The organism is Streptomyces sp. NPDC086554 (assembly GCF_040686095.1).
In the GTDB taxonomy this organism is placed as follows: Bacteria; Actinomycetota; Actinomycetes; order Streptomycetales; family Streptomycetaceae; genus Streptomyces.
The window spans coordinates 223,577-244,260 of the sequence record NZ_JBFBJK010000004.1 but is presented as its reverse complement, the minus strand read 5'-3'; the positions used below and the strand labels follow the sequence as shown (position 1 = coordinate 244,260).

Sequence of the window (20,684 nt, the reverse complement as noted above, 5' to 3'; positions counted from 1 at the left end):
GCACCCGCATCAATCGGCTCAATCGGCAGGAGACGGCAATGGCAGGCTTCCTGGACCGCGCCAAGGAACAGGCGCAGCGGGGACTCACTCAGGGCAAGCAGAAGCTCGACGAAGTCCAGGCGCAGCGCGCGGGCGGCGATCTCCTGAAGAAGCTGGGCGCGGCGTATTACGCGCAGCAGCGCGGCACCGGCTCGCCGCAGGACACCCAGCAGGCCCTGCAGGCGTTGGAGGCCCACATCGCGACGCATGGGGACGCGTTCCTGCACGGCGGCGACCACCGCGGCTGACCGAATCGGCTCGCACGGCGCCCGAACAGCCACGGAATCCGTCCGAACGGCTGGTCCGGGCACCGTAGTTCCGGTAAAAGCGGACATACAAGACGGTCCGCGACCGGCGGCCGTCGTGCTCCGCAAAGGAGTCGGCCATGGCCCCACCCATGTCCGCGGGCAGGTTCCTCGACGTGCTCAAGGACGAAGGTGTGACGGTCGTCGAAGTCGGCGACTGGCCGCACCACAACCGCAACCACAAGGGCCCCTGGGGTCCGGTGCACGGCGTGATGATCCACCACACCGTCACCTCCGGCAGCCAACGGACGGTGGAGATCTGCCGCGACGGCTATGCGTCCCTGCCGGGGCCGCTCTGTCACGGCGTCATCACCAAGGACGGCCGCGTACACCTCGTCGGCTACGGCCGCGCCAACCACGCGGGCCTGGGCGACGACGACGTACTGCGCGCGGTGATCGCCGAAAAGAGGCTCCCCCCGGACAACGAGGCGAACACCGACGGCAACCGTCACTTCTACGGCTTCGAGTGCGAGAACCTCGGCGACGGCAAGGATCCGTGGCCGGAGGAACAGCTCGACGCCATCGAGCGGGTCTCGGCAGCCATCTGCCGCCCCCACGGCTGGACTGAACGCTCGGTGATCGGCCACCTAGAATGGCAACCGGGCAAGATCGACCCGCGCGGCTTCACCATGGACTGGATGAGGGACCGCATCGGAGAGCGCCTCAAGTAGCCCCGGCCCGAGGTGCAGGCAGAATGGCGGGGTGAGCACCACCCCGTCGGCAGGCCTGCACCCGCGCCTACCCACCCCTCTCCAGGAGGTGGAGGACGCCCGCTTCGCCCGGCACGGCGTGCGCCTCACGCTCAAGCGGGACGACTTGATCCACCCGGATCTCCCGGGCAACAAGTACCGAAAGCTGGCCCTGAACCTGGAGGCGGCGCTCGCCGCGGACCACCCCGCCCTGCTGACCTTCGGCGGCGCGTACTCCAACCACCTGAGAGCCACGGCTGCCGCGGGCCGCCTCCTCGGCATGCCCACCGTCGGCATAGTCCGCGGCGACGAACTCGCCGACCGCCCCCTGAACCCCTCCCTGGCCCGGTGCGCCGCGGACGGGATGCGCCTGCACTTCATCGACAGATCGACCTATCGCCGCAAGACGGAGCCCGAGGTCCTTGCCGCGCTCCTCCACGAGACCGGCGCGGACGCCTCGTACGTCATCCCCGAAGGCGGCAGCAACCCCCTTGCCGTACAGGGCTGTACGGCTCTCGGCGAGGAACTGCGCGGCCACACGGACCTCGCGGCCGTCGCCTGCGGCACCGGCGGCACCCTGGCGGGCCTGGCCGCGGGCCTCGCCCCTGACCAGCGGGCCCTCGGCATACCCGTACTGAAGGGCGGCTTTCTCGGCGACGACATAACGGAGCTGCAGCGGCGGACCTTCGGCGCCCCCACCCCCAACTGGCGCCTGGACGACCGCTTCCACTGCGGCGGCTACGCCCGCACCACCCCCGAACTCACCGCGTTCGCCGACGACTTCGAGGACCGGCACGGCCTCTCCGTGGAGCGCGTCTACGTGGCCAAGCTCCTGTACGCGCTGACCGCCCTCTCCGAAGAGGGCGCTTTTCCCCGCGGCACCACCGTCACGGCAGTGATCACGGCAACGGACAAGGCGCCGGAAGAGGCTCAGTCCTCGACCTCCCGGTAGGCCGCCGCCTCCTCCAGGTCCAGCTTGCGCAGCAGCGTCCGCATCATCTCGTCGTCGATGCGCCGCTCGTCCCGCATCTTCACGAAGACCTCCCGCTCCGCGGCGATCGCCTCCCTGGCGAGCCTGCGGTAGGTGTCGTCCGCCGACTCCCCTGTCACGGGGTTGGGTTGACCGAGCCGCTCCCACACGGAGTTGCGGCGCCGTTCGAGAACGGTGCGCAGACGGTCCTGAAGGGGCTGTGGGAGGCAATTGCGCTCGTCCCGCATCAGTTCGTCCACCCGCTGCTCCGCAGCCTGCGAGGCGGCGTTCTGGGCCTGCGCCTCTGCGAGGGTCTCCGCCTGGGTGTCCCGGCCCGGCAGTTTCAGGACACGGATCAGCCACGGCAGCGAGAGCCCCTGCACGACCAGGGTGGCGATCACCGTGGTGAAGGTCAGGAAGAGCACCAGGTTGCGTGCGGGGAAGGGCTCCCCGTCGTCCATGACGAGGGGGATGGAGAAGGCGATGGCGAGCGAGACGACCCCGCGCATCCCGGCCCAGCTGACGATCAGCGGCCGCCGCCAGTCCATGTCGCTCTCGCGCTCCCTGATCCGCCGTGAAAGGAGCCGCGGCAGATAGGTCGCCGGATACGACCACACGAAGCGCATCGCGACGACGAAGAAGAAGACCCCCAGGGCGTACCAGACGGCCTGCGCCCCGCTGTACTCGCCGAGCCCCTTGAGCACGAGCGGCAGTTGAAGCCCGATGAGCGCGAACACCGCCGACTCCAGGATGAAGGCGACCACTTTCCACACCGCGGCCTCCTGGAGCCGCGTCTCGAAGTCGACCTCCCAGGAGCGGTGCCCGAGATACAGCGCGACGACGACCACGGCGAGCACTCCGGAGGCCCCGACCTGCTCGGCGGCGGCGTACGCGACGAAGGGGATCAGCAAGGAGAGCGTGTTCTGCAGCATCGCCTCCTTCATGCACCTGCGCAGCCAGTGGATCGGCACCATGAGGACGAGCCCGACCCCGACCCCGCCGACCGCGGCCACCAGGAACTCCCTGATCCCGCCCGACCAGCTGGCGCCCTCACCGACCGCCGCCGCGAGGGCGACCTTGTAGGCGGTGATCGCGGTCGCGTCGTTCACCAGCGACTCGCCCTGCAGGATCGTGGTGATCCGCGACGGCAGCCCCACCTTGCGCGCGATGGCCGTGGCCGCCACCGCGTCCGGCGGCGCGATCACCGCCCCGAGGACGAGCGCGGCGGTCAGCGGCAGGTCGGGGATGAGCAGATACGCCAGCCAGCCGACCGACAGGGTGGCGAAGAGCGTGTACCCGACCGAGAGCAGCGCCACGGGTCTGATGTTGGCGCGCAGGTCCAGGTACGAGCTCTCCAGGGCCGCGGTGTGCAGCAACGGCGGCAGGATCAACGGCAGCACGATGTGCGGGTCCAGGTGGTAGTCCGGCACCCCGGGCACGTACGCGGCGCCGAGACCCACCGCGACGAGGAGCAGCGGCGCGGGCACCGGCGTCCACCGGGCGGCGCCGGCCACCGCCGCGCTCGCCGCGATCAGCGCCACCAGGGGCAATACGTCCATCGGCCAGGCCCTTCGCGAAACGGGTTCCCGTCGTAACCTGGCAATCATGAACGAGTGCCCGCACGTCGCAGCGCTGCCGCACCCCGAACCGACGCCGCTGACCGATACCTGCCCGGAGTGCCTCGCGGTCGGCAGTCACCCGGTGCAACTGCGGCTCTGTCTGGACTGCGGGCATGTGGGCTGCTGCGACTCCTCCCCGTTCCGGCATGCGACGGAGCACTTCAAGGACGCCGGGCACCCGGTGATGAGGACCTTCGAACCGGGCGAGAGCTGGCGTTGGTGCTTCGTGGACGGTTCGATCGTCTGAGGCCTGGGTACGTCAACCCGACGCCCGTACTCTCCAATTGGGCCCGCGCGACCCCTAGCCACTGTCCGTACCCGTAGGCTTACTATGAGTGACAGGAACGGAGCGGGGTCCCCGGGACACGGAACAGGGGAGCGCGGTAGCGTCACCGCTGAACTACGTGGCGCGTTACCCGTGTGACGCTGTACCGGACTGCCGCTGTGCGGTGGACCTGGAGCCCCGAAAGTGCTTGTACCACCTTGGAGGTGAGGGTGTCCCAGATCGCAGGCGAGCCCGGGAATCAGGACTTCGTCGAGGTCCGCCTTCCGGCTGCGGGTGCCTACCTGTCGGTGCTGCGTACGGCCACGGCCGGTCTCGCGGCGCGTTTGGACTTCACTCTCGACGAGATCGAGGACCTCCGCATCGCGGTCGACGAGGCCTGCGCGATCCTGCTCCAGCAGGCCGTGCCCGGATCGGTGCTCAGCTGCGTCTTCCGCCTCGTCGACGACTCGTTGGAGGTGACCGTGTCGGCGCCGACCACCGACGGCAGGGCCCCGGAGCGGGACACCTTTGCCTGGACTGTGCTGTCCGCCCTCGCGGGTCAGGTCGACTCCTCGGTGGCCGAGGACAACACCGTCTCGATCAGCCTCTACAAGAAGCGCGGCGCGGGACCCGGGCCGGCGTGAGGAACGGGGACGGGCCGGTGCGGGACGAAGAGCGCGGCACACGAGGTCTGCCGGTCGGCAGGGGCGGTACGCCGGCCAGGGGGCGCGAGACGCCCATGGAGCCGGCCCTCGCGAGCATCCCCGAGCAGCAGGCCAGGCCGCACCCGGAGGAGCCGGAGCAGCCGGGCCCCTCGACGGTGGCCGACGCGTCGGAGCAGGCAGAGCCGACCGCCCAGGAGGAGCGCGAGCAGCCCTCCGTCCGGGGCGGCGCGCAACGGGCGGGATACATGAGCGAACACGGTGAGCAGCAGCACACCCGGCACGATCCGCAGGACCGCAGCGGTGCACGCGCGATGTTCATCGAGCTGCGCACGCTGAAGGACGGCAGCCCCGAGTACGCGGAGCTGCGCAACCGGCTGGTCCGTATGCACCTGCCGCTCGTCGAGCACCTGGCCCGCCGCTTCCGCAACCGCGGCGAGCCCCTTGACGACCTGACGCAGGTCGCCACGATCGGTCTGATCAAGTCCGTGGACCGGTTCGACCCGGAGCGCGGCGTGGAGTTCTCCACGTACGCGACACCGACGGTCGTCGGCGAGATCAAGCGCCACTTCCGCGACAAGGGGTGGGCCGTCCGGGTCCCGCGGCGCCTTCAGGAGCTGCGGCTCGCCCTGACCACGGCGACGGCCGAGCTCTCCCAGCAGCACGGCCGCTCCCCCACGGTGCACGAGCTCGCGCAGAAACTGGCGATCTCCGAGGAGGAGGTCCTGGAGGGCCTGGAGTCGGCCAACGCGTACTCCACCCTGTCCCTGGACGTCCCCGACACGGACGACGAGTCCCCGGCGGTCGCGGACACCCTGGGCGCGGAGGACGAGGCCCTGGAGGGCGTCGAGTACAGGGAGTCCCTCAAGCCGCTCCTTGAGGACCTCCCGCCGCGCGAGAAGCGCATCCTGCTGCTGCGGTTCTTCGGCAACATGACGCAGTCGCAGATCGCGCAGGAGGTCGGCATCTCACAGATGCACGTCTCCCGGCTCCTCGCCCGTACCCTCGCGCAGCTGCGCGAGAAGCTCCTGGTCGAGGAGTAGGCCACCACTGGGGGGCGGCTATTTCACGTCGTCCTGTACGTTGCCGGGGCCCCGGATGCCGAGGGCCTCGGTCGTGGCGGGGTTGATCAGCAGGACGAGCGCGGTGACGGCGACCGCGGCCAGCGCGATGCCGCCCGGAATGGCCACGCTGTCCGCCTGCAGCAGTTGCCAGGCCACCGGCAGCGCCAGGATCTGCGTGATGATCGCGGGGCCCCTGCTCCAGCTGCGCTGCCGCAGCAGACCGCGCGCGGCGAGCAGCGGCACGAGTGCGAGGACGATGAGTGTGCCGCCGCCGGTGATGGCCTGCTGCGGGTCGTCGGGGTCACCCGCGAGACCCATCAGGAGCATGTACGCACCCCCGGCGAGGAGCGCGAGGCCCTCCAGCGCGGCGAGCGCCGCTGCGGCCGTCAGGCATGCGGGGCGCGGGCCTGATTCCGGGGCTTCGGGGGTGGGCTTGGGCTCAGTACTCACCCTTGCAGGGTAGCTGTGCGTATCCACGGTCTTGTCCGCGGTCCGGACCCTCGGTCTAGGCCAGGAAAAGACCGCTAGGTACTCTGCTTCGCATGCGTGCACTTCTTGTGGTCAATCCAGCGGCAACCACCACCAGCGCGCGCACGCGTGACGTACTGATCCATGCGCTCGCCAGCGAGATGAAGCTCGAGGCGGTCACCACGGAGTACCGCGGCCACGCCCGGGACCTGGGAAAACAGGCCGCGGAGAGCAAGGACATCGAGCTGGTCGTCGCCCTAGGCGGCGACGGCACGGTCAACGAGGTCGTCAACGGTCTGCTGCACCAGGGCCCCGACCCGGACCGGCTGCCCCGCCTGGCCGTCGTGCCCGGCGGCTCCACGAATGTCTTCGCGCGGGCCCTCGGCCTCCCGAACGACGCCGTGGAGGCGACCGGCGCCCTGCTCGACGCGTTGCGTGAGGGAAGCGAGCGGACGGTGAGCCTGGGCCGCGTCTCGGGCACTCCGGGCACGGAGGACGAAGCCGTCCCCGGACGCTGGTTCACCTTCGCCGCCGGCTTCGGGTTCGACGCGGGAGTCGTCGGCCGGGTCGAACAGCAAAGGGAACGCGGGAAACGGTCCACTCATGCGCTTTATCTGCGCCAGGTGTTCCGCCAGTTCCTCGACGAGCCGCACCGCAGGCACGGAACGATCACGCTGGAACGGGCCGGCGAGGACCCCGTGAAGGACCTGGTCCTTTCCATAGTCTGCAACACCTCTCCGTACACCTACCTGGGCAATCGCCCGATGTACGCCTCCCCGCAGGCCTCCTTCGACACCGGCCTGGACGTGCTCGGTCTGAGCAAGCTCTCGACCACCGCGGTGGCTCGGTACGGGACCCAGCTCCTGACCTCGACGCCCGATCGCGGACCGCACGGTAAGCACGCGGTTACGCTGCACGACTTGACGGACTTCACCTTGCATTCGAAGGTGCCGCTCCCCGTTCAGATGGACGGCGACCACCTGGGACTGCGGACGAGCGTGACGTTCACAGGCGTACGCCGTGCACTGCGTGTGATTGTGTGAGCAGAAGGCGCCAAAGTCCTTTCACTCGAACGTTTAGGCCAGGGTCCACCCCATAGAAGTACGGCTGTGACCCAGTCGACACTGAGGAATCAAAAAAAACTTCCTTGAAGGGGTTGTATCCGCCGCCGAGGTTTGCGAATCTCTACATGGCGATCGGGACGGCCCGCAACATCGGCCCCACAGAGAGCCAGAACCCCCTCCTCAACGCACAGGACATCGTCGCGTATGTGACGAAAGTCCCTTCCGTCGTCGAGGGATTCGTGAAAGCGTTCACATTCACAAGCAACCCGCTTGTAATACCTAGGAGAGGTAGCAGCCATGGACTGGCGTCACAACGCCGTTTGCCGCGAGGAAGACCCCGAGCTCTTCTTCCCCATCGGCAACACCGGTCCTGCGCTGCTGCAGATCGAGGAAGCCAAGGCCGTCTGCCGCCGCTGCCCCGTCATGGAGCAGTGCCTGCAGTGGGCGCTCGAGTCCGGCCAGGACTCCGGCGTCTGGGGTGGCCTCAGCGAGGACGAGCGCCGCGCAATGAAGCGCCGCGCCGCTCGCAACCGTGCACGCCAGGCCAGCGCCTGACGCTCACGCCCCCTACGAGCCTGAGCCCGGCGGCGCGTACAGCGAGTACGCATCTCCCGCCCCCGAGCCGCAGCCGCGCAGTACCCCCGATGCGCATCGCAACGTGAGCAGTGAGCCCCGGACCACTTCGGTCCGGGGCTCACTGCTTTCCGTATGCGGGATACCGGATGCGGTACGCCCTTCGGGGCGCTACTTGTCGGCGCGTACAGGGATGTCGAGGATGACCTGCGTGCCGCGCTCCGGGGCCCGCACCATGTCGAACGTGCCGCTCAACTCGCCCTCGACCAGGGTGCGGACGATCTGCAGGCCGAGGTTGCCCGAGCGGTGCGGATCGAAGTCGTCGGGCAGTCCCACTCCGTCGTCCTGGACGGTGATCAGGAGACGGGCGTCCTTGCTGGTGCCGCCGCGTACGGCCGAGACCTCGACCGTTCCGGTGTCGCCTTCCTGGAAGCCGTGCTCCAGGGCGTTCTGCAGGATCTCGGTGAGGACCATCGACAGCGGGGTCGCGACCTCCGCGTCCAGGATGCCGAAGCGTCCGGTGCGCCGACCCGTGACCTTGCCCGGTGAGATCTCCGCCACCATCGCGAGGACGCGGTCGGCGATCTCGTCGAACTCCACGCGCTCGTCCAGGTTCTGGGAGAGCGTCTCGTGCACGATGGCGATGGAGCCCACGCGGCGTACGGCCTCTTCGAGGGCCTCGCGTCCAGTGGCGGAGTCGATACGGCGGGCCTGCAGGCGAAGGAGTGCGGCCACCGTCTGGAGGTTGTTCTTCACCCGGTGGTGGATCTCCCGGATGGTCGCGTCCTTGGTGATCAACTCCCGCTCGCGGCGGCGCAGTTCGGTCACATCGCGAAGGAGTACGAGAGAACCGATGCGCGGGCCCTTGGGCTTGAGCGGGATCGCGCGGAGCTGGATCACGCCGTCGCCGCCCTCGATCTCGAACTCTCGGGGCGCCCAGCCGCTGGCGACCTTGGCGAGCGCCTCGTCCACCGGGCCGCGGGACGGGGCGAGTTCGGCGGTCGCCGTGCCGAGGTGATGTCCGACCAGGTCGGCGGCGAGGCCGAGGCGGTGATACGCGGAGAGCGCGTTCGGCGACGCGTACTGGACGATCCCGTCCGCGTCGAGCCGCAGCAGACCGTCGCCCACGCGCGGGGAGGCGTCCATGTCGACCTGCTGGCCGGGGAACGGGAACGAACCGGCCGCGATCATCTGGGCCAGGTCGGACGCCGACTGGAGGTAGGTCAGCTCCAGGCGCGACGGGGTGCGCACCGTGAGCAGGTTGGTGTTGCGGGCGATGACCCCCAGGACGCGCCCTTCCCTGCGTACGGGAATGGACTCGACCCGCACCGGGACCTCTTCGCGCCACTCGGGGTCGCCCTCGCGCACGATGCGGCCCTCGTCCAGGGCGGCATCGAGGAGCGGGCGGCGGCCGCGCGGGACGAGGTGGCCGACCATGTCGTCCTGGTAGGAGGTGGGTCCGGTGTTCGGCCGCATCTGCGCCACGGAGACATAACGGGTGCCGTCACGGGTGGGGACCCACAGCACGAGGTCGGCGAAGGAGAGGTCGGAGAGCAGCTGCCACTCCGAGACCAGCAGATGCAACCACTCGAGATCGGAGTCACCGAGAGCGGTGTGCTGGCGGACGAGGTCGTTCATGGAGGGCACGTCTGCGAGCGTACCTGGCACTTACCGCGGGTCCGCCCCGGGCGATTCCCGACGAGCCGCGGCGCCAGGGCGGGACCCTCAACCCACCCTCGGCACCGCAGCCCTTCAGGAACACGACCACCGGAATGTGCGGTACCGGCGGCCGATCGGAGGATCCGGCACAGTCAGGGCAGATAGTGGCGGTTCCTCGGTCCGCCCTCCTGTGCGGGAAGGGCGGATGCTTTACCAACGCATTGTGGACTAGACCATTCACCTGTGTCTATGCGTAGGCCGATGTTTATTGTTGTCGATTTCTCTCACTTCTGCCCGGGCTGCCCCAGAGATTCGGGCCAGGCCCGCATGGCCAGTTCGGCCACGGCTTCGAGCTCCTGCCTGCTTGCTCCGTCGCGGGACTGCTGGGACATGCCCTGCAGTACGGCTCCGGTGTAGCGCGCGAGGGCGGGGGCGTCGATGGTCGAGGGTAGCTCGCCGGCCGCGATCGCGGCTCTTATCCGGGCCTCGATGGAGCTCACGTTGGCGTTGCGCCGGTCGCGCAAGCTCTCCTCGACCTCCGGCGTCGCGCAGTTCGTCGCCGCGTAGATGACGAGGCAGCCGCGGGGGTGCCCCTCTTCCGTGTACTTGGCCGCGGCCTCGTGCAGCATGCGCGCGACACCTCCGCGGACGGTCGACTCCTCGGCGAAGGCCCGCTCGCCGAAGACGCCGTGCGTCTGGCCGTAGACCCGCACGACTTCCTCGAACAGCGACTGCTTGTCGCCGAAGGCCGCGTACATGCTGGGCGCGCCGATCCCCATGGCGCGGGTGAGGTCCGTGACCGAGGTCGCCTCGTACCCGTGCTCCCAGAAGGTGCGGATGGCCTGCTCCAGCGCGGTCTCGCGGTCGAAGGAGCGGGGGCGTCCACGCTGTTTCGTCGCCATGGGGTGAATTCTATAGCGGGCACTAGAAAAACGGATCGGGCTCGGCTACCGTTTCTTTCTGTAGCGATCACTAGATAAATCTTCGACGGGAAGAGGGGGCGGCTCCCATGGGCGCGCTTGCAGGGAAGACGGCACTGGTCACGGGCGGCAGCCGAGGCATCGGGCGGGGCATCGCCGAGCGCCTGGGGCGGGACGGCGCACGGGTCGCCGTGCACTACGGCAGCAATGAGGCGGCCGCGAAGGAGACGGTGGCGACGATCGAGGCCGCGGGCGGCTCCGCCTTCGCGTTCGGCACGGAGCTGGGCGTGCCCGGTGACGCGGAGGCGCTCTGGGCCGAGTTCGACCGGCATGCGGACGGCCTGGACATCCTGGTGAACAACGCGGGGATCGGGCTCTACAGCCTGGTGGGCGAGGTCCAGGAGGCTGATTACGACCGGGTGTTCGCGGTGAACGTGAAGGCGCCGTTCTTCATCATCCAGAAGGGCCTGGACCGGCTGCGCGACGGCGGCCGCATCATCAACATCTCCTCCGGAGTCACCCGGATCGCCTTCCCGATCACGATCGGATACTCGATGACGAAGGGCGCCTTGAACGTCCTGACGCACACCCTGGCGCAGGACCTGGGCCCGCGCGGGATCACGGTCAACGCGGTGGCGCCGGGGATCATCGAGACGGAGATGATGGCCGGGATTCCCGACGGCCAGCACAGCGAGATGGCGAAATACTCGGCCTTCGGCCGCATAGGCCAGCCCGCGGATGTGGCGGACATCGTCACCTTCATCGCCTCGGACGACGCGCGCTGGATCACCGGCCAGTACATCGACGCGACGGGAGGATCGGCGCTGGGACTGTGACATCCCATGGCATCCGGCGTCAGCGGGTCTCCGTCACCTTCGCGAGGGCGTGGGCGCGTCCGGGTCCTGGCCGCGGGCGATGGTGACCTCGTAGGCGAGCAGCTGGAGACGGGCGGGGGTTGGGTGGAGAGTCGAGCATGGGATGTGGGAGCGGCTGAGCGTGGATCGCGGAACTGCGGATCGCGGGAACTTGGGGCTCGAGAACCCCGGGCTCTGGTGGGCCGGCTCTGCTAGATTGGTCTATACCACATAGTCCCTGTGAGTCCCCTCTCCAGAACGGCAGGCCCAGCGTGGAAGTTGTCATCGTCCCGGACGCCCAGGCAGGCGGCGAGCTCATCGCGGAGGCCATGGCCGCCTTGGTGCGCCGTAAGCCTGACGCCCTGCTCGGTGTCGCCACCGGATCCACCCCGCTGCCCATCTACGAGGCCCTTGCCGCCAAGGTCGCCTCCGGTGCCGTGGACGCGTCGCGGGCGCGGATCTGCCAGCTCGACGAGTACGTCGGGCTGCCCGCGGGGCATCCCGAGTCCTACCGGTCCGTGGTACTGCGTGAGGTCGTCGAGCCGCTGGGGCTCAGCGAGGCGTCCTTCATGGGTCCTGACGGCAGCGCGGAGGATGTGCAGGCGGCGTGCGACGCGTACGACGAGGCGCTCGCGGCGGCCGGGGGTGTGGATCTCCAGCTGCTCGGGATCGGTACGGACGGGCACATCGGGTTCAACGAGCCCTGTTCCTCGCTGGCCTCGCGTACGCGGATCAAGACGCTGACGGAGCAGACGCGGGTGGACAACGCGCGGTTCTTCGACGGGGACATCGAGCAGGTGCCGCATCACGTGATGACGCAGGGCATCGGGACGATTCTCGAGGCTCGGCATCTGGTGCTGCTTGCCACGGGTGAGGGTAAGGCGGACGCGGTTGCGGCGACGGTGGAGGGGCCTGTTGCCGCGGTGGTTCCGGCTTCGGCTCTGCAGTTGCATCCGCATGCGACTGTCGTTGTGGATGAGGCCGCGGCGTCCAAGTTGAAACTTGGGGAGTACTTCAGGGCCACGTATGCGGCCAAGCCGGCCTGGCAGGGGCTTTAGGCGGAGCTGGCGTTGCTCGGAGGTGCCGGGTGCCCCCATGCCGGGGGCGCCCGGCACCTTCCGTCTGTGGCCACCTGCTGGTACGTCGTGGCTGGTCGCGCAGTTCCCCGCGCCCCTTCGGGGCACGGGACTGCTCAACCCCCTGTAATAACCTCCGCCGCCGCCAACCCGCACACCCTTGCCGCGCCATGCGTTGCGATGTGCACAGAGCCCTTCGGCGGAGACTGGGGGACGCCCATTTCGATGACGATCGTGTCGGGGCGGGCCGAGAGCAGGGTGTGCAGGGCCGCCGCCATCCAGGCGTGGCGGTGGGCGTCGCGGACCACGGCGACCACCCTCCGCTCCCCCGCCTCGGCCAGCGCCAGCGCCCCCGCGTCGGCGCCGGTGAAGCTGCCCGTCTCCGTGCCGGGAAGCAGGCGTTCCAGTTCCGCTGCGACGCCCCACGGGGTCTCGTCGCCCACCGCGATGTTGGCCATCGGCGTGAAGGCGGCGACGTACGGGGCTTCGGTGAGCGGGGCGGCGTAGGACTCGTCCCGGGTGACCGTCAGGGCGCGGCGGGCCGCGACCAGGCCGATCTCGGTGTCGGGCGCGCCCCCCGAACGGTCGGCCGCGCCCGACACCGAGGTCCAGTGGGCCAGCGCACGGACGCGGGCTGCCGCGTCGGCGAGGCGCTCCTCGGAGAGTTCGCCCCTGTGGACGGCCCCCACCAGCGCGTCCCGCAGGCGAAGCACCGTCTCGTCGTCCGCGAGGCCGCCGCCCACGCAGATCGCGTCGGCGCCCGCGGCGATGGCGAGGACGCTGCCCCGTTCGATGCCGTACGTGGCGGAGATGGCCTGCATCTCCATGCCGTCCGTGACGATCAGGCCGTCGTAGTTCAGTTCTTCGCGCAGTACGCCCGTCAGGATGCGGTGCGAGAGCGTCGCCGGGTACTCGGGGTCGAGCGACGGGACCAGGATGTGTGCGCTCATCACGGCCCGCGTGCCCGCGGCGATCGCGGCGCGGAACGGGGCGAGGTCACGGGCCCGGAGCACCTCGGGGTCCACCCCGATGCGCGGTACGTCGTGGTGGGAGTCGACCGCGGTGTCGCCGTGCCCGGGGAAGTGCTTGGTGCAGGCGGCGACGCCGGCGGACTGCAGGCCCTCGACGTAGGCGGCGGTGTGCCGGGCCACCAGGAGCGGGTCGGCGCCGAAGGAGCGTACGCCGATGACCGGGTTGTCGGGGTTGGAGTTGACGTCCGCCGAGGGTGCCCAGTTGAGGTTGACGCCGCAGGCTGCGAGCCGGCGGCCGAGTTCGGCGGCCACGTCACGGGTCAGTGCCGTGTCGTCGACCGCGCCGAGCGCGTGGTTGCCCGGGAAGGAGGAGCCGGAGCGGACCTCCAGGCGGGTCACGTCACCGCCCTCCTCGTCGATGGCGACCAGGACGTCGTCGCGTTCGGCGCGCAACTGGGCGGTGAGTGCGGCCAGTTGTGCGGGCGAGGCGATGTTGCGGCCGAAGAGGCCGACGGAGGCGAGTCCTTCGCCGATCCTTCGGAGCAGCCAGTCCGGTGCGCTGGTGCCGACGAAGCCCGGCTGCAGGACGGTCAGGGCGTCCCGGGTGAGGCCATCGTTTGAATTAGATGCAGTGGTGGGGCGAATGAGTGTCGACATAGGGCGTGTTATCCCTTCACGGCGCCGTCGGTCAGACCGCTGACGGCCCTGCGCTGCAGGAAGACGAAGAGGACAAGGATCGGGATGGCGAAGAGTGAGGCGGCGGCCATGGTGGCACCCCAGTCGTCGCCGAAGGCGGTCTGGAAACCGGAGAGCCACACCGGCAGGGTCTTGGCTTCGGCCTCCTTGTTGAGGACCAGGACCAGCGGGAACTCGTTCCAGGCGGTGATGAAGCCGAAGAGCGAGGTCGACATCAGGCCCGGTGCGAGCAGCGGCAGGATCACCCGGCGGAACGCCTGCATCCGTGAACAGCCGTCGACCATCGCCGACTCCTCTAGCTCGCGCGGCACGGCGGCGACGAAGCCGCGCAGTGTCAGGAGCGTGAAGGGCAGGATCATCACCATGTAGAAGAGGGTCAGCGGGACCAGGCTGTTCAGCATGTCCGCGTCGCGCACGATCATGTAGATCGCGATGACCATGACTTCCCAGGGCGCCATCTGGGCCAGCATGAAGCCGATGATGAAGCCGCGCCGGCCCTTGAAGCGCATCCGGGCGAGTGCGAACGCCGACGCGAGGCCGATGATCAGCGAGAAGAGCACGGCGAGGACGGTGACGGTGAGGGAGTTGCCGACCATCGTCCAGAAGTGGTCGGCCTCGACGGCCGTCTTGAAGTGCTCGAACGTCGCGTCGGTCGGGAACCACACCGGGTCCTCGCTGATGATGTCGCCGGTCGGTTTGAAGGCCGTGGCGAACATCCAGTAGACGGGGAAGACGAAGCCGATGAAGAGTACGACCGCCACCGCGCCCGGCCAGATGCGGCGGAGCCGCCGAGACGAAGCGTTGCGTGTCACAGCTCGTCCTCCTCTTGCTTGAGCACGATCCGCAGGTAGAAGGAGGTCAGGGCCAGCAGGATGACGATGGTGAGCAGGGCGATGGCCGCTCCCATGCCGAAGTGCTGGTTGCCCATGCCCTCGATGTAGGCGTAGACGGGCAGGATTTCGGTGAGCCGGTCGGGGCCGCCCTCGTTGAGCGCGAAGACCTGCGCGAACGCCTTGAAGACCCAGATGATCTCGAGGAACGTCGTCGCGTAGAGGAAGGGCCGCATGTACGGGAGCGTGACGTTGGTGAACCGCTTCCACGCGCCGGCGCCGTCCAGTGACGCGGCTTCGTAGAGCTCCTTGGGGATCGTCGTCGTCGCGGCGTAGAGATTGATCGCCACGAAGGGGATCGACTGCCAGACGATCAGGACGATGACCACGAAGAAGGTGGAGTACTGGCTGCCCATCCAGTCGTAGTCGGCCATGGAGTGCCAGCCGGCCTTGTCCAGGACCCAGTTGACGACACCGAAGCGCGTCGCGAACAGCCACTGGTAGACGGTCGTCGACGCGATGATCGGCATGGCCCAGGCGAGCACGAGTCCGACCAGGAGCAACGTCCGCATCCGCTTGCCGAGCCGTGCGAGCAGCAGGCCGACCAGGGTGCCGAGCAGCATGATCAGGGCGACGTTGACCGCGGTGAAGGCAATCGAGCGGCCGGTGACCCGCCAGAAGTCCTCGCCGGACAGGACCTCCTTGAAGTTGTCGATCCCGTTCCACTCCGTGAGGTGGAGGATGAACTGCCTCATGTTGAGGTTCTGGAACGACAGGATCCCGTTGTTGACCAGGGGCCAGCCGAGGAACAAGAGCGTGGCCGCGATCGCGGGAAGCAGTAGCAGGTAGGGCGCGAGCGACCGGGCCCGCTCGCGGGGCTTGCCGGTGTCTCCCGGCCGTCCGTCCGTTTTCACGACGTCCGTCGGGCCGGAGGGCGGCCGTTCGGTCTGCACGGTCATGCTCGCCATCTCTTTCGTGGGCATCGCGGAACGCGGCGCTTTCGTGGGCATCGCGGAACGCAGCGCTGTGCCGGGGCACCGGGCCCGGGGGTGCGTGTCACCCCGGGCCCGAAGTCCCCGGCAGGAGCGCGTCCTTACTGCTTCTGCGACAGGCGCTTGTTGAGCTCGCCCTCGACCTGCTCGGCGGCCTCGTCGTTGGACTTACCGTTCAGGACCGCGGTCATGTAGTTCTTGATCGGGTTCGGCGGGTTCTCCACCGCGGCCCACTCCGGGATCAGCGGGGTCGTGCCGCCGCCGGCGGTGGCGGGGGCCATGGCCTCGGCTGCGGGGTTGCCCTTGAGCCGGTCCTCCAGGGCCTGCTTGTTCGGGATGACGCCGCCTTCCTTGGCGAGCGCGCCCTCGAACTTGTCGGACAGGGCGATCTTCAGGAACTCCTTGGCGAGCTCCTGCTTCTCGCTGGTCGCGGCGACGGCGAGGTTGGAGCCGCCGAGGAAGACGCCCTCGGGCTTGTCCGCGGTGGCGCCGGGGATCGTGAAGTAGCCGATGTCCTTCTCGATCTTCGGGTTGGCCTTGATCGCGGTCGCGGCTTCCCAGCTCATGCCGACGAAGGCGCCGGTCTTGCCCTTGGCGAAGACCTCGGCCTGCTGCGGGGTGGCCTCGTCCTTGTTCTTGGGGGCCTTGGAGAGGTCCGCGAACTCCTTGTACGTCTTCATGGCCTTGGCGACCTTGGGGTCGGTGAGGTTGGAGACGTACTTGTCGCCGTCCTTCTTGACCAGGTCGGCGCCCTCACCGATGGTCAGGCCGACGAAGTGGTACCAGTTCTGGCCGGGCATGTAGATCGGCTCGGCGTCCGTCTTGGACTCGATTGCCTTGAGGTCCTTGAGGAACTCGGCGCGGGTCTTGGGGGTGTCCTTGAGGCCGGCGTCGGCCCAGACCTTCTTGTTGTAGATGACGACGCGGTTGAGGACGAACCAGGGGGCGGCGTACTGCTTGCCGTCCACGACGGACGACTTGTTGATCGACTCGGTCCAGTCGGCGCCGAGCCCTTCCTTGAGGTCGCCGAGTTCGGCGAGGCCGCCGGTCTTGGCGTACGCGGCGGTCTGGGTGTTGCCGATCTCGAAGACGTCCGGCGGGTTCTCCTCGGAGAGGGCGGTGGTCAGCTTCTGCTGGATGCCGTTCCACTGCTGGACTTCGAACTTCAGCTTCGCGCCGGTCTTCTTCTCGAAGGCGGCGGTGACGTCCTTCTGCCACTTCTCCGGCGTCGAACCGTCCATCGCCCAGAGCGTCAGCGTCTCACCCTTGAAGCCGTCGGCACCGCCGGACTTCTTGTCTCCGTCGTCGCCACACGCCGCGATCGAGACCAACATGCCCGCGACACCGATGGCCGCTATGAGCTTGCGCTTCACGTCACCCTCCTCAAGGGATGCCAGTCAACCCCCCACCCGCAGCGACCAATAGGACCGAGATCTGCCCGTGGGACTGGAACCTGGTCTTTAATGGTGTAGACCAGTACGGGGAGCTTGGCCTAGACCTTTAGGGGTGTCAAGGGTGTATAAGAAGGGCTGTCGCGTCCGTTATCGGACCGACACCTGAGCGGGCACGGCTTGCTCAGCCCGGCACGTGCCACGATGTGAGCCGCGACAGACGGAGGAGCCGGTGACGGCAGCAGGAAGGCGGGCCATGGGCACCGAGGCGGGGAGTACGGGAACCGAAGCGGGTGCGTCAGCGCCCATTGAGGCCACGGACACCGGCTCGGCGGCGGGAGTCGGCCGCACCGCACGCGTGCCCAAGTACTACCGCCTGAAGCGGCATTTGCTCGACATGACGGAGACCCTGCCGCCCGGCACCCCCGTCCCGCCGGAGCGCACGCTGGCCGCCGAGTTCGACACCTCGCGCACCACCGTGCGCCAGGCCCTCCAGGAGCTGGTCGTCGAGGGCCGCCTCGAGCGGATCCAGGGCAAGGGCACCTTCGTCGCCAAGCCCAAGGTCTCCCAGGCGCTCCAACTCACCTCGTACACCGAGGACATGCGCGCCCAGGGCCTCGAACCGACCTCGCAGCTCCTGGACATCGGCTACATCACCGCCGACGACACCCTCGCGGGACTGCTCGACATCAGCACCGGCGGCCGTGTCCTCAGGATCGAGCGGCTGCGCCTGGCCAACGGCGAGGCGATGGCCATCGAGACCACCCACCTGTCGGCCAAGCGCTTCCCGGCGCTGCGCCGCTCGCTGGTCAAGTACAGCTCCCTCTACACCGCATTGGCCGAGGTGTACGACGTCCATCTCGCGGAGGCCGAGGAGACCATCGAGACCTCCCTGGCCACCCCGCGCGAGGCGGGCCTGCTCGGCACGGACGTGGGCCTGCCGATGCTGCTGCTCTCCCGGCACTCCCTCGACCGCGGCGGAAAACCGGTGGAGTGGGTGCGCTCGGTCTACCGCGGCGACCGGTACAAGTTCGTGGCCCGCCTCAAGCGGCCCACGGACTGACTCACCGCCCTCGCGTACCGGCACCCGTCCGAGGTCTGGCGCGGATCACTTCGCTGTTCTACGTTCCTCCCGTCATCGCATGATGAACGGGAGGACGACCCGGTGCGCAGAGCAAATCCTCGATCCCTTGTCATCTGGACCCTCGTCGCGCTGGTGGGCGCCTCGGGCTGGACCGTGCTCGCGCTGGCGCGCGACGAGGAGGTGTCGGCCGCCTGGATGGTGGCGGCGGCCCTCGGCTCGTACGCCATCGCGTACCGCTTCTACTCCAAGTTCATCGCGTACAAAGTCCTCAAGGTCGACAAGAACCGGGCCACTCCGGCGGAGCGCCTCGACAACGGCATCGACTTCCACCCGACCGACCGGCGCGTCCTGCTCGGCCACCACTTCGCGGCGATCGCGGGCGCGGGGCCGCTCGTGGGGCCGGTACTCGCGGCGCAGATGGGCTATCTGCCGGGCACCATCTGGATCATCGTCGGGGTGATCTTCGCGGGCGCCGTGCAGGACATGGTCGTCCTCTTCTTCTCCACACGGCGTGACGGCAAGTCGCTCGGCCAGATGGCGCGCGAGGAGATCGGTCCGTTCGGCGGGGCCGCCGCGCTGCTCGCCGCGTTCGCCATCATGATCATCCTGCTCGGGGTGCTCGCCCTTGTCATCGTGAACGCCCTCGCCGCGTCGCCGTGGGGCACCTTCTCCATCGCGATGACGATCCCGATCGCGCTGCTCATGGGCTTCTACCTGCGGGTGCTTCGCCCCGGCCGGGTCAGCGAGGTCTCCCTCATCGGGATCGCGCTGCTGCTGATCGCGCTCGTCGCGGGCCGCTGGGTCGCCGAGTCCTCGCTCGCCGACACCTTCACGCTCGCACCGTCGACGCTGGTCATCTGGCTGGTGGCGTACGGCTTCATCGCCTCGATCCTGCCGGTGTGGATGCTGCTCGCGCCCCGCGACTATCTCTCCACGTTCATGAAGATCGGTACGATCCTGCTGCTCGCGGTCGGCGTCATCGTCACCCTGCCGACGCTGAAGATGGACCCGGTGACCGACTTCGCGTCGCGCGGCGACGGCCCGGTCTTCGCGGGATCGCTCTTCCCGTTCGTCTTCATCACCATCGCCTGCGGGGCCCTGTCCGGCTTCCACGCGCTGATCTCGTCGGGCACGACGCCGAAGATGATCCAGAAGGAGCCGCAGGTCCGGATGATCGGCTACGGCTCCATGCTGATGGAGTCGTCCGTCGCGGTCATGGCGCTCGTCGCGGCGAGCATCATCGACCCGGGTCTGTACTTCGCGATGAACGCGCCCGCGGGCGTCATCGGGGACAACGTCCAGGCCGCGTCCCAGGCCGTCGCGAACCTCGGATACACCATCTCCCCCGAGGACTTGGCGCAGGCAGCCAAGAACGTCGAGGAGTCCTCACTGCTCTCGCGCACGGGCGGCGCACCGACCCTCGCGATCGGTGTCTCCGAGATCTTCTCGAAGGTGACCGGGGGCTCGATGCGGGCCTTCTGGTACCACTTCGCGATCATGTTTGAGGCGCTGTTCATCCTGACCGCGCTCGACGCGGGCACGCGCGTGGGCCGGTTCATGCTCCAGGACATGCTCGGGAACGTCTACAAGCCCTTCAAGAACGTCAGTTGGAAGCCCGGACTCGTCATCACGAGCGCGGTCGTCACCGGCCTGTGGGGCTATTTCCTGTGGGTGGGCGTGCACGAGCCGCTCGGCGGGATCAACCAGCTCTTCCCGATCTTCGGCATCGCCAACCAGCTGCTCGCCGCGGTCGCCCTCGCCGTCTGCACGACGCTGCTCGTGAAGTCCGGGCGCCTCAAGTGGGCCTGGATCACCGGGATTCCGCTCGCCTGGGACGCGACGGTGACGCTCACCGCGAGCTGGCAGAAGGTGTTCTCCAGCGACCCGCGCGTCGGCTTCTTCCAGCAGCGCTCGAACTACCAGGACGCCATCGACGCGGGCAAGGTCCTGCCACCCGCCAAGAACATGGACGACATGCACACCGTCGTCACCAACTCCACAGTGGACGGCGTCCTTTCGGCGGCCCTCGCGCTGCTCATCGTCATCGTGATCCTGGACGCGGCGCGGGTGTGCGTCAGACACGTCCGCAATCCGCAGTCGTCCGAGCTGAGCGAGGCCGAGTACGTCGAGTCGAAGCTGACCGCGCCGGCCGGGCTGATCGCCACCAAGGAAGAGAAGGCGGAGCTCACGAAATGACCTGGGTGCTGCGGGGGTTGCGCTGGGTGCGGTGGTACGCACGGGAGTTGACCGACGAATCCGCGTACGACCGGTATGTCGCGCACACGCGGAAGACGCATCCCGGGGCATCCGTGCCCTCCCGGAGGGAGTTCGAGCGAATGCGGACGGATCAGCAGGAGTCAGACCCCAAGCAGGGGTTCCGCTGCTGCTGAGCAGGCACTGAGCCGGCGCTGAACAGGCACATTGACCTGTCCGTTATCCGGACGGGGGTTCCATAGATCAAGACTCTCGCTTAGATTTCCCGCACGTTAAAGG

At 68.6% G+C, this 20,684-nt stretch carries 21 protein-coding genes; 13 read left to right on the top strand and 8 right to left on the bottom strand.

Translation table 11 applies throughout. The features are described from left to right. Positions 1-38 precede the first annotated feature (38 nt). From AB0O76_RS08365 to AB0O76_RS08355, 3 genes are all read left to right on the top strand, one after another. On the top strand, positions 39-287 hold the full coding sequence (locus tag AB0O76_RS08365) for a hypothetical protein (protein WP_365486722.1): 249 nt from the start codon (positions 39-41) through the stop codon (positions 285-287). A 137-nt stretch (positions 288-424) separates the two neighbouring features. After that, the gene (locus AB0O76_RS08360; RefSeq protein WP_365486720.1) at positions 425-1,015 is read left to right on the top strand and encodes an N-acetylmuramoyl-L-alanine amidase; all 591 of its coding nucleotides are present in this window, start codon (positions 425-427) and stop codon (positions 1,013-1,015) included. Between the two features lie 31 nt (positions 1,016-1,046). Next, positions 1,047-1,985, top strand: coding sequence for a pyridoxal-phosphate dependent enzyme (locus tag AB0O76_RS08355; RefSeq protein WP_365486718.1), 939 nt, complete (start codon positions 1,047-1,049; stop codon positions 1,983-1,985). Here the strand turns inward: AB0O76_RS08355 and AB0O76_RS08350 are convergent. Continuing rightward, positions 1,964-3,562 carry a Na+/H+ antiporter gene (locus AB0O76_RS08350; RefSeq protein WP_365486716.1) on the bottom strand — a complete coding sequence of 533 codons (1,599 nt, stop codon included), beginning with the start codon at positions 3,560-3,562 and terminating at the stop codon, positions 1,964-1,966. The genes AB0O76_RS08355 and AB0O76_RS08350 overlap by 22 nt on opposite strands. Positions 3,563-3,608: 46 nt before the next feature. Here AB0O76_RS08350 and AB0O76_RS08345 point away from each other — a divergent pair, with 46 nt between their 5' ends. The 3 genes from AB0O76_RS08345 (at position 3,609) to AB0O76_RS08335 (ending at position 5,592) form a co-directional block, all read left to right on the top strand. Beyond that, entirely contained in the window at positions 3,609-3,869 is a 261-nt protein-coding gene (locus tag AB0O76_RS08345; RefSeq protein ID WP_365486714.1) for a UBP-type zinc finger domain-containing protein, read from the top strand. 248 nt (positions 3,870-4,117) lie between these two features. Further along, the gene (locus AB0O76_RS08340; protein ID WP_135332116.1) at positions 4,118-4,531 is read left to right on the top strand and encodes an anti-sigma regulatory factor; all 414 of its coding nucleotides are present in this window, start codon (positions 4,118-4,120) and stop codon (positions 4,529-4,531) included. Then, positions 4,528-5,592: an RNA polymerase sigma factor SigF gene (locus tag AB0O76_RS08335; RefSeq protein ID WP_365486712.1), complete on the top strand. Its 1,065-nt coding sequence runs from the start codon at positions 4,528-4,530 to the stop codon at positions 5,590-5,592. The genes AB0O76_RS08340 and AB0O76_RS08335 overlap by 4 nt, the downstream gene beginning before the upstream one ends. Before the next feature lie 18 nt (positions 5,593-5,610). Here the strand turns inward: AB0O76_RS08335 and AB0O76_RS08330 are convergent, their stop codons facing one another. Next, positions 5,611-6,063 (bottom strand): hypothetical protein, encoded by a 453-nt coding sequence (locus AB0O76_RS08330; RefSeq protein WP_365486710.1) that lies wholly within the window; start codon positions 6,061-6,063, stop codon positions 5,611-5,613. Positions 6,064-6,155: 92 nt separating this feature from the next. Here AB0O76_RS08330 and AB0O76_RS08325 point away from each other — a divergent pair, with 92 nt between their 5' ends. Together AB0O76_RS08325 and AB0O76_RS08320 are read left to right on the top strand one after the other, a co-directional pair. Continuing rightward, on the top strand, positions 6,156-7,124 hold the full coding sequence (locus AB0O76_RS08325) for a diacylglycerol kinase family protein (protein ID WP_365486708.1): 969 nt from the start codon (positions 6,156-6,158) through the stop codon (positions 7,122-7,124). Between the two features lie 318 nt (positions 7,125-7,442). Beyond that, a complete protein-coding gene (locus tag AB0O76_RS08320; protein WP_016639615.1) occupies positions 7,443-7,700 on the top strand; it encodes a WhiB family transcriptional regulator in 258 nt (85 codons plus the stop codon). Positions 7,701-7,889: 189 nt separating this feature from the next. On the opposite strand, the gene AB0O76_RS08315 is transcribed toward AB0O76_RS08320, so the two are convergent. Next, positions 7,890-9,356, bottom strand: coding sequence for a PAS domain-containing sensor histidine kinase (locus AB0O76_RS08315; protein WP_365487095.1), 1,467 nt, complete (start codon positions 9,354-9,356; stop codon positions 7,890-7,892). A 305-nt stretch (positions 9,357-9,661) separates the two neighbouring features. Then, on the bottom strand, positions 9,662-10,279 hold the full coding sequence (locus AB0O76_RS08310; RefSeq protein ID WP_365486706.1) for a TetR/AcrR family transcriptional regulator: 618 nt from the start codon (positions 10,277-10,279) through the stop codon (positions 9,662-9,664). Between the two features lie 107 nt (positions 10,280-10,386). On the opposite strand from AB0O76_RS08310, the gene AB0O76_RS08305 reads away from it, so the two are divergent. Further along, positions 10,387-11,133, top strand: a complete 747-nt coding sequence (locus tag AB0O76_RS08305; RefSeq protein ID WP_365486704.1) for an SDR family oxidoreductase — start codon at positions 10,387-10,389, stop codon at positions 11,131-11,133. A 290-nt stretch (positions 11,134-11,423) separates the two neighbouring features. Next, positions 11,424-12,209: a glucosamine-6-phosphate deaminase gene (gene nagB / locus AB0O76_RS08300; protein ID WP_361811866.1), complete on the top strand. Its 786-nt coding sequence runs from the start codon at positions 11,424-11,426 to the stop codon at positions 12,207-12,209. A gap of 134 nt (positions 12,210-12,343) precedes the next feature. Here the strand turns inward: nagB and AB0O76_RS08295 are convergent, their stop codons facing one another. From AB0O76_RS08295 to AB0O76_RS08280, 4 genes are all read right to left on the bottom strand, one after another. Next, a complete protein-coding gene (locus AB0O76_RS08295; RefSeq protein ID WP_365486702.1) occupies positions 12,344-13,855 on the bottom strand; it encodes a glycoside hydrolase family 3 protein in 1,512 nt (503 codons plus the stop codon). 8 nt (positions 13,856-13,863) lie between these two features. After that, positions 13,864-14,670, bottom strand: coding sequence for a carbohydrate ABC transporter permease (locus AB0O76_RS08290; protein WP_365487093.1), 807 nt, complete (start codon positions 14,668-14,670; stop codon positions 13,864-13,866). Positions 14,671-14,702: 32 nt separating this feature from the next. After that, a complete protein-coding gene (locus AB0O76_RS08285) occupies positions 14,703-15,683 on the bottom strand; it encodes a sugar ABC transporter permease (RefSeq protein ID WP_365486700.1) in 981 nt (326 codons plus the stop codon). Positions 15,684-15,817: 134 nt separating this feature from the next. Further along, positions 15,818-17,089, bottom strand: a complete 1,272-nt coding sequence (locus AB0O76_RS08280; protein ID WP_365486698.1) for an extracellular solute-binding protein — start codon at positions 17,087-17,089, stop codon at positions 15,818-15,820. Positions 17,090-17,363: 274 nt separating this feature from the next. Here AB0O76_RS08280 and AB0O76_RS08275 point away from each other — a divergent pair, with 274 nt between their 5' ends. From AB0O76_RS08275 to AB0O76_RS08265, 3 genes are all read left to right on the top strand, one after another. Next, positions 17,364-18,170 carry a GntR family transcriptional regulator gene (locus AB0O76_RS08275; protein ID WP_365487091.1) on the top strand — a complete coding sequence of 269 codons (807 nt, stop codon included), beginning with the start codon at positions 17,364-17,366 and terminating at the stop codon, positions 18,168-18,170. A 102-nt stretch (positions 18,171-18,272) separates the two neighbouring features. Further along, entirely contained in the window at positions 18,273-20,387 is a 2,115-nt protein-coding gene (locus tag AB0O76_RS08270) for a carbon starvation CstA family protein (RefSeq protein ID WP_365486696.1), read from the top strand. Next, positions 20,384-20,581, top strand: a complete 198-nt coding sequence (locus AB0O76_RS08265) for a YbdD/YjiX family protein (RefSeq protein WP_365486694.1) — start codon at positions 20,384-20,386, stop codon at positions 20,579-20,581. The genes AB0O76_RS08270 and AB0O76_RS08265 overlap by 4 nt, the downstream gene beginning before the upstream one ends. The last annotated feature ends 103 nt before the right edge of the window (positions 20,582-20,684 follow it).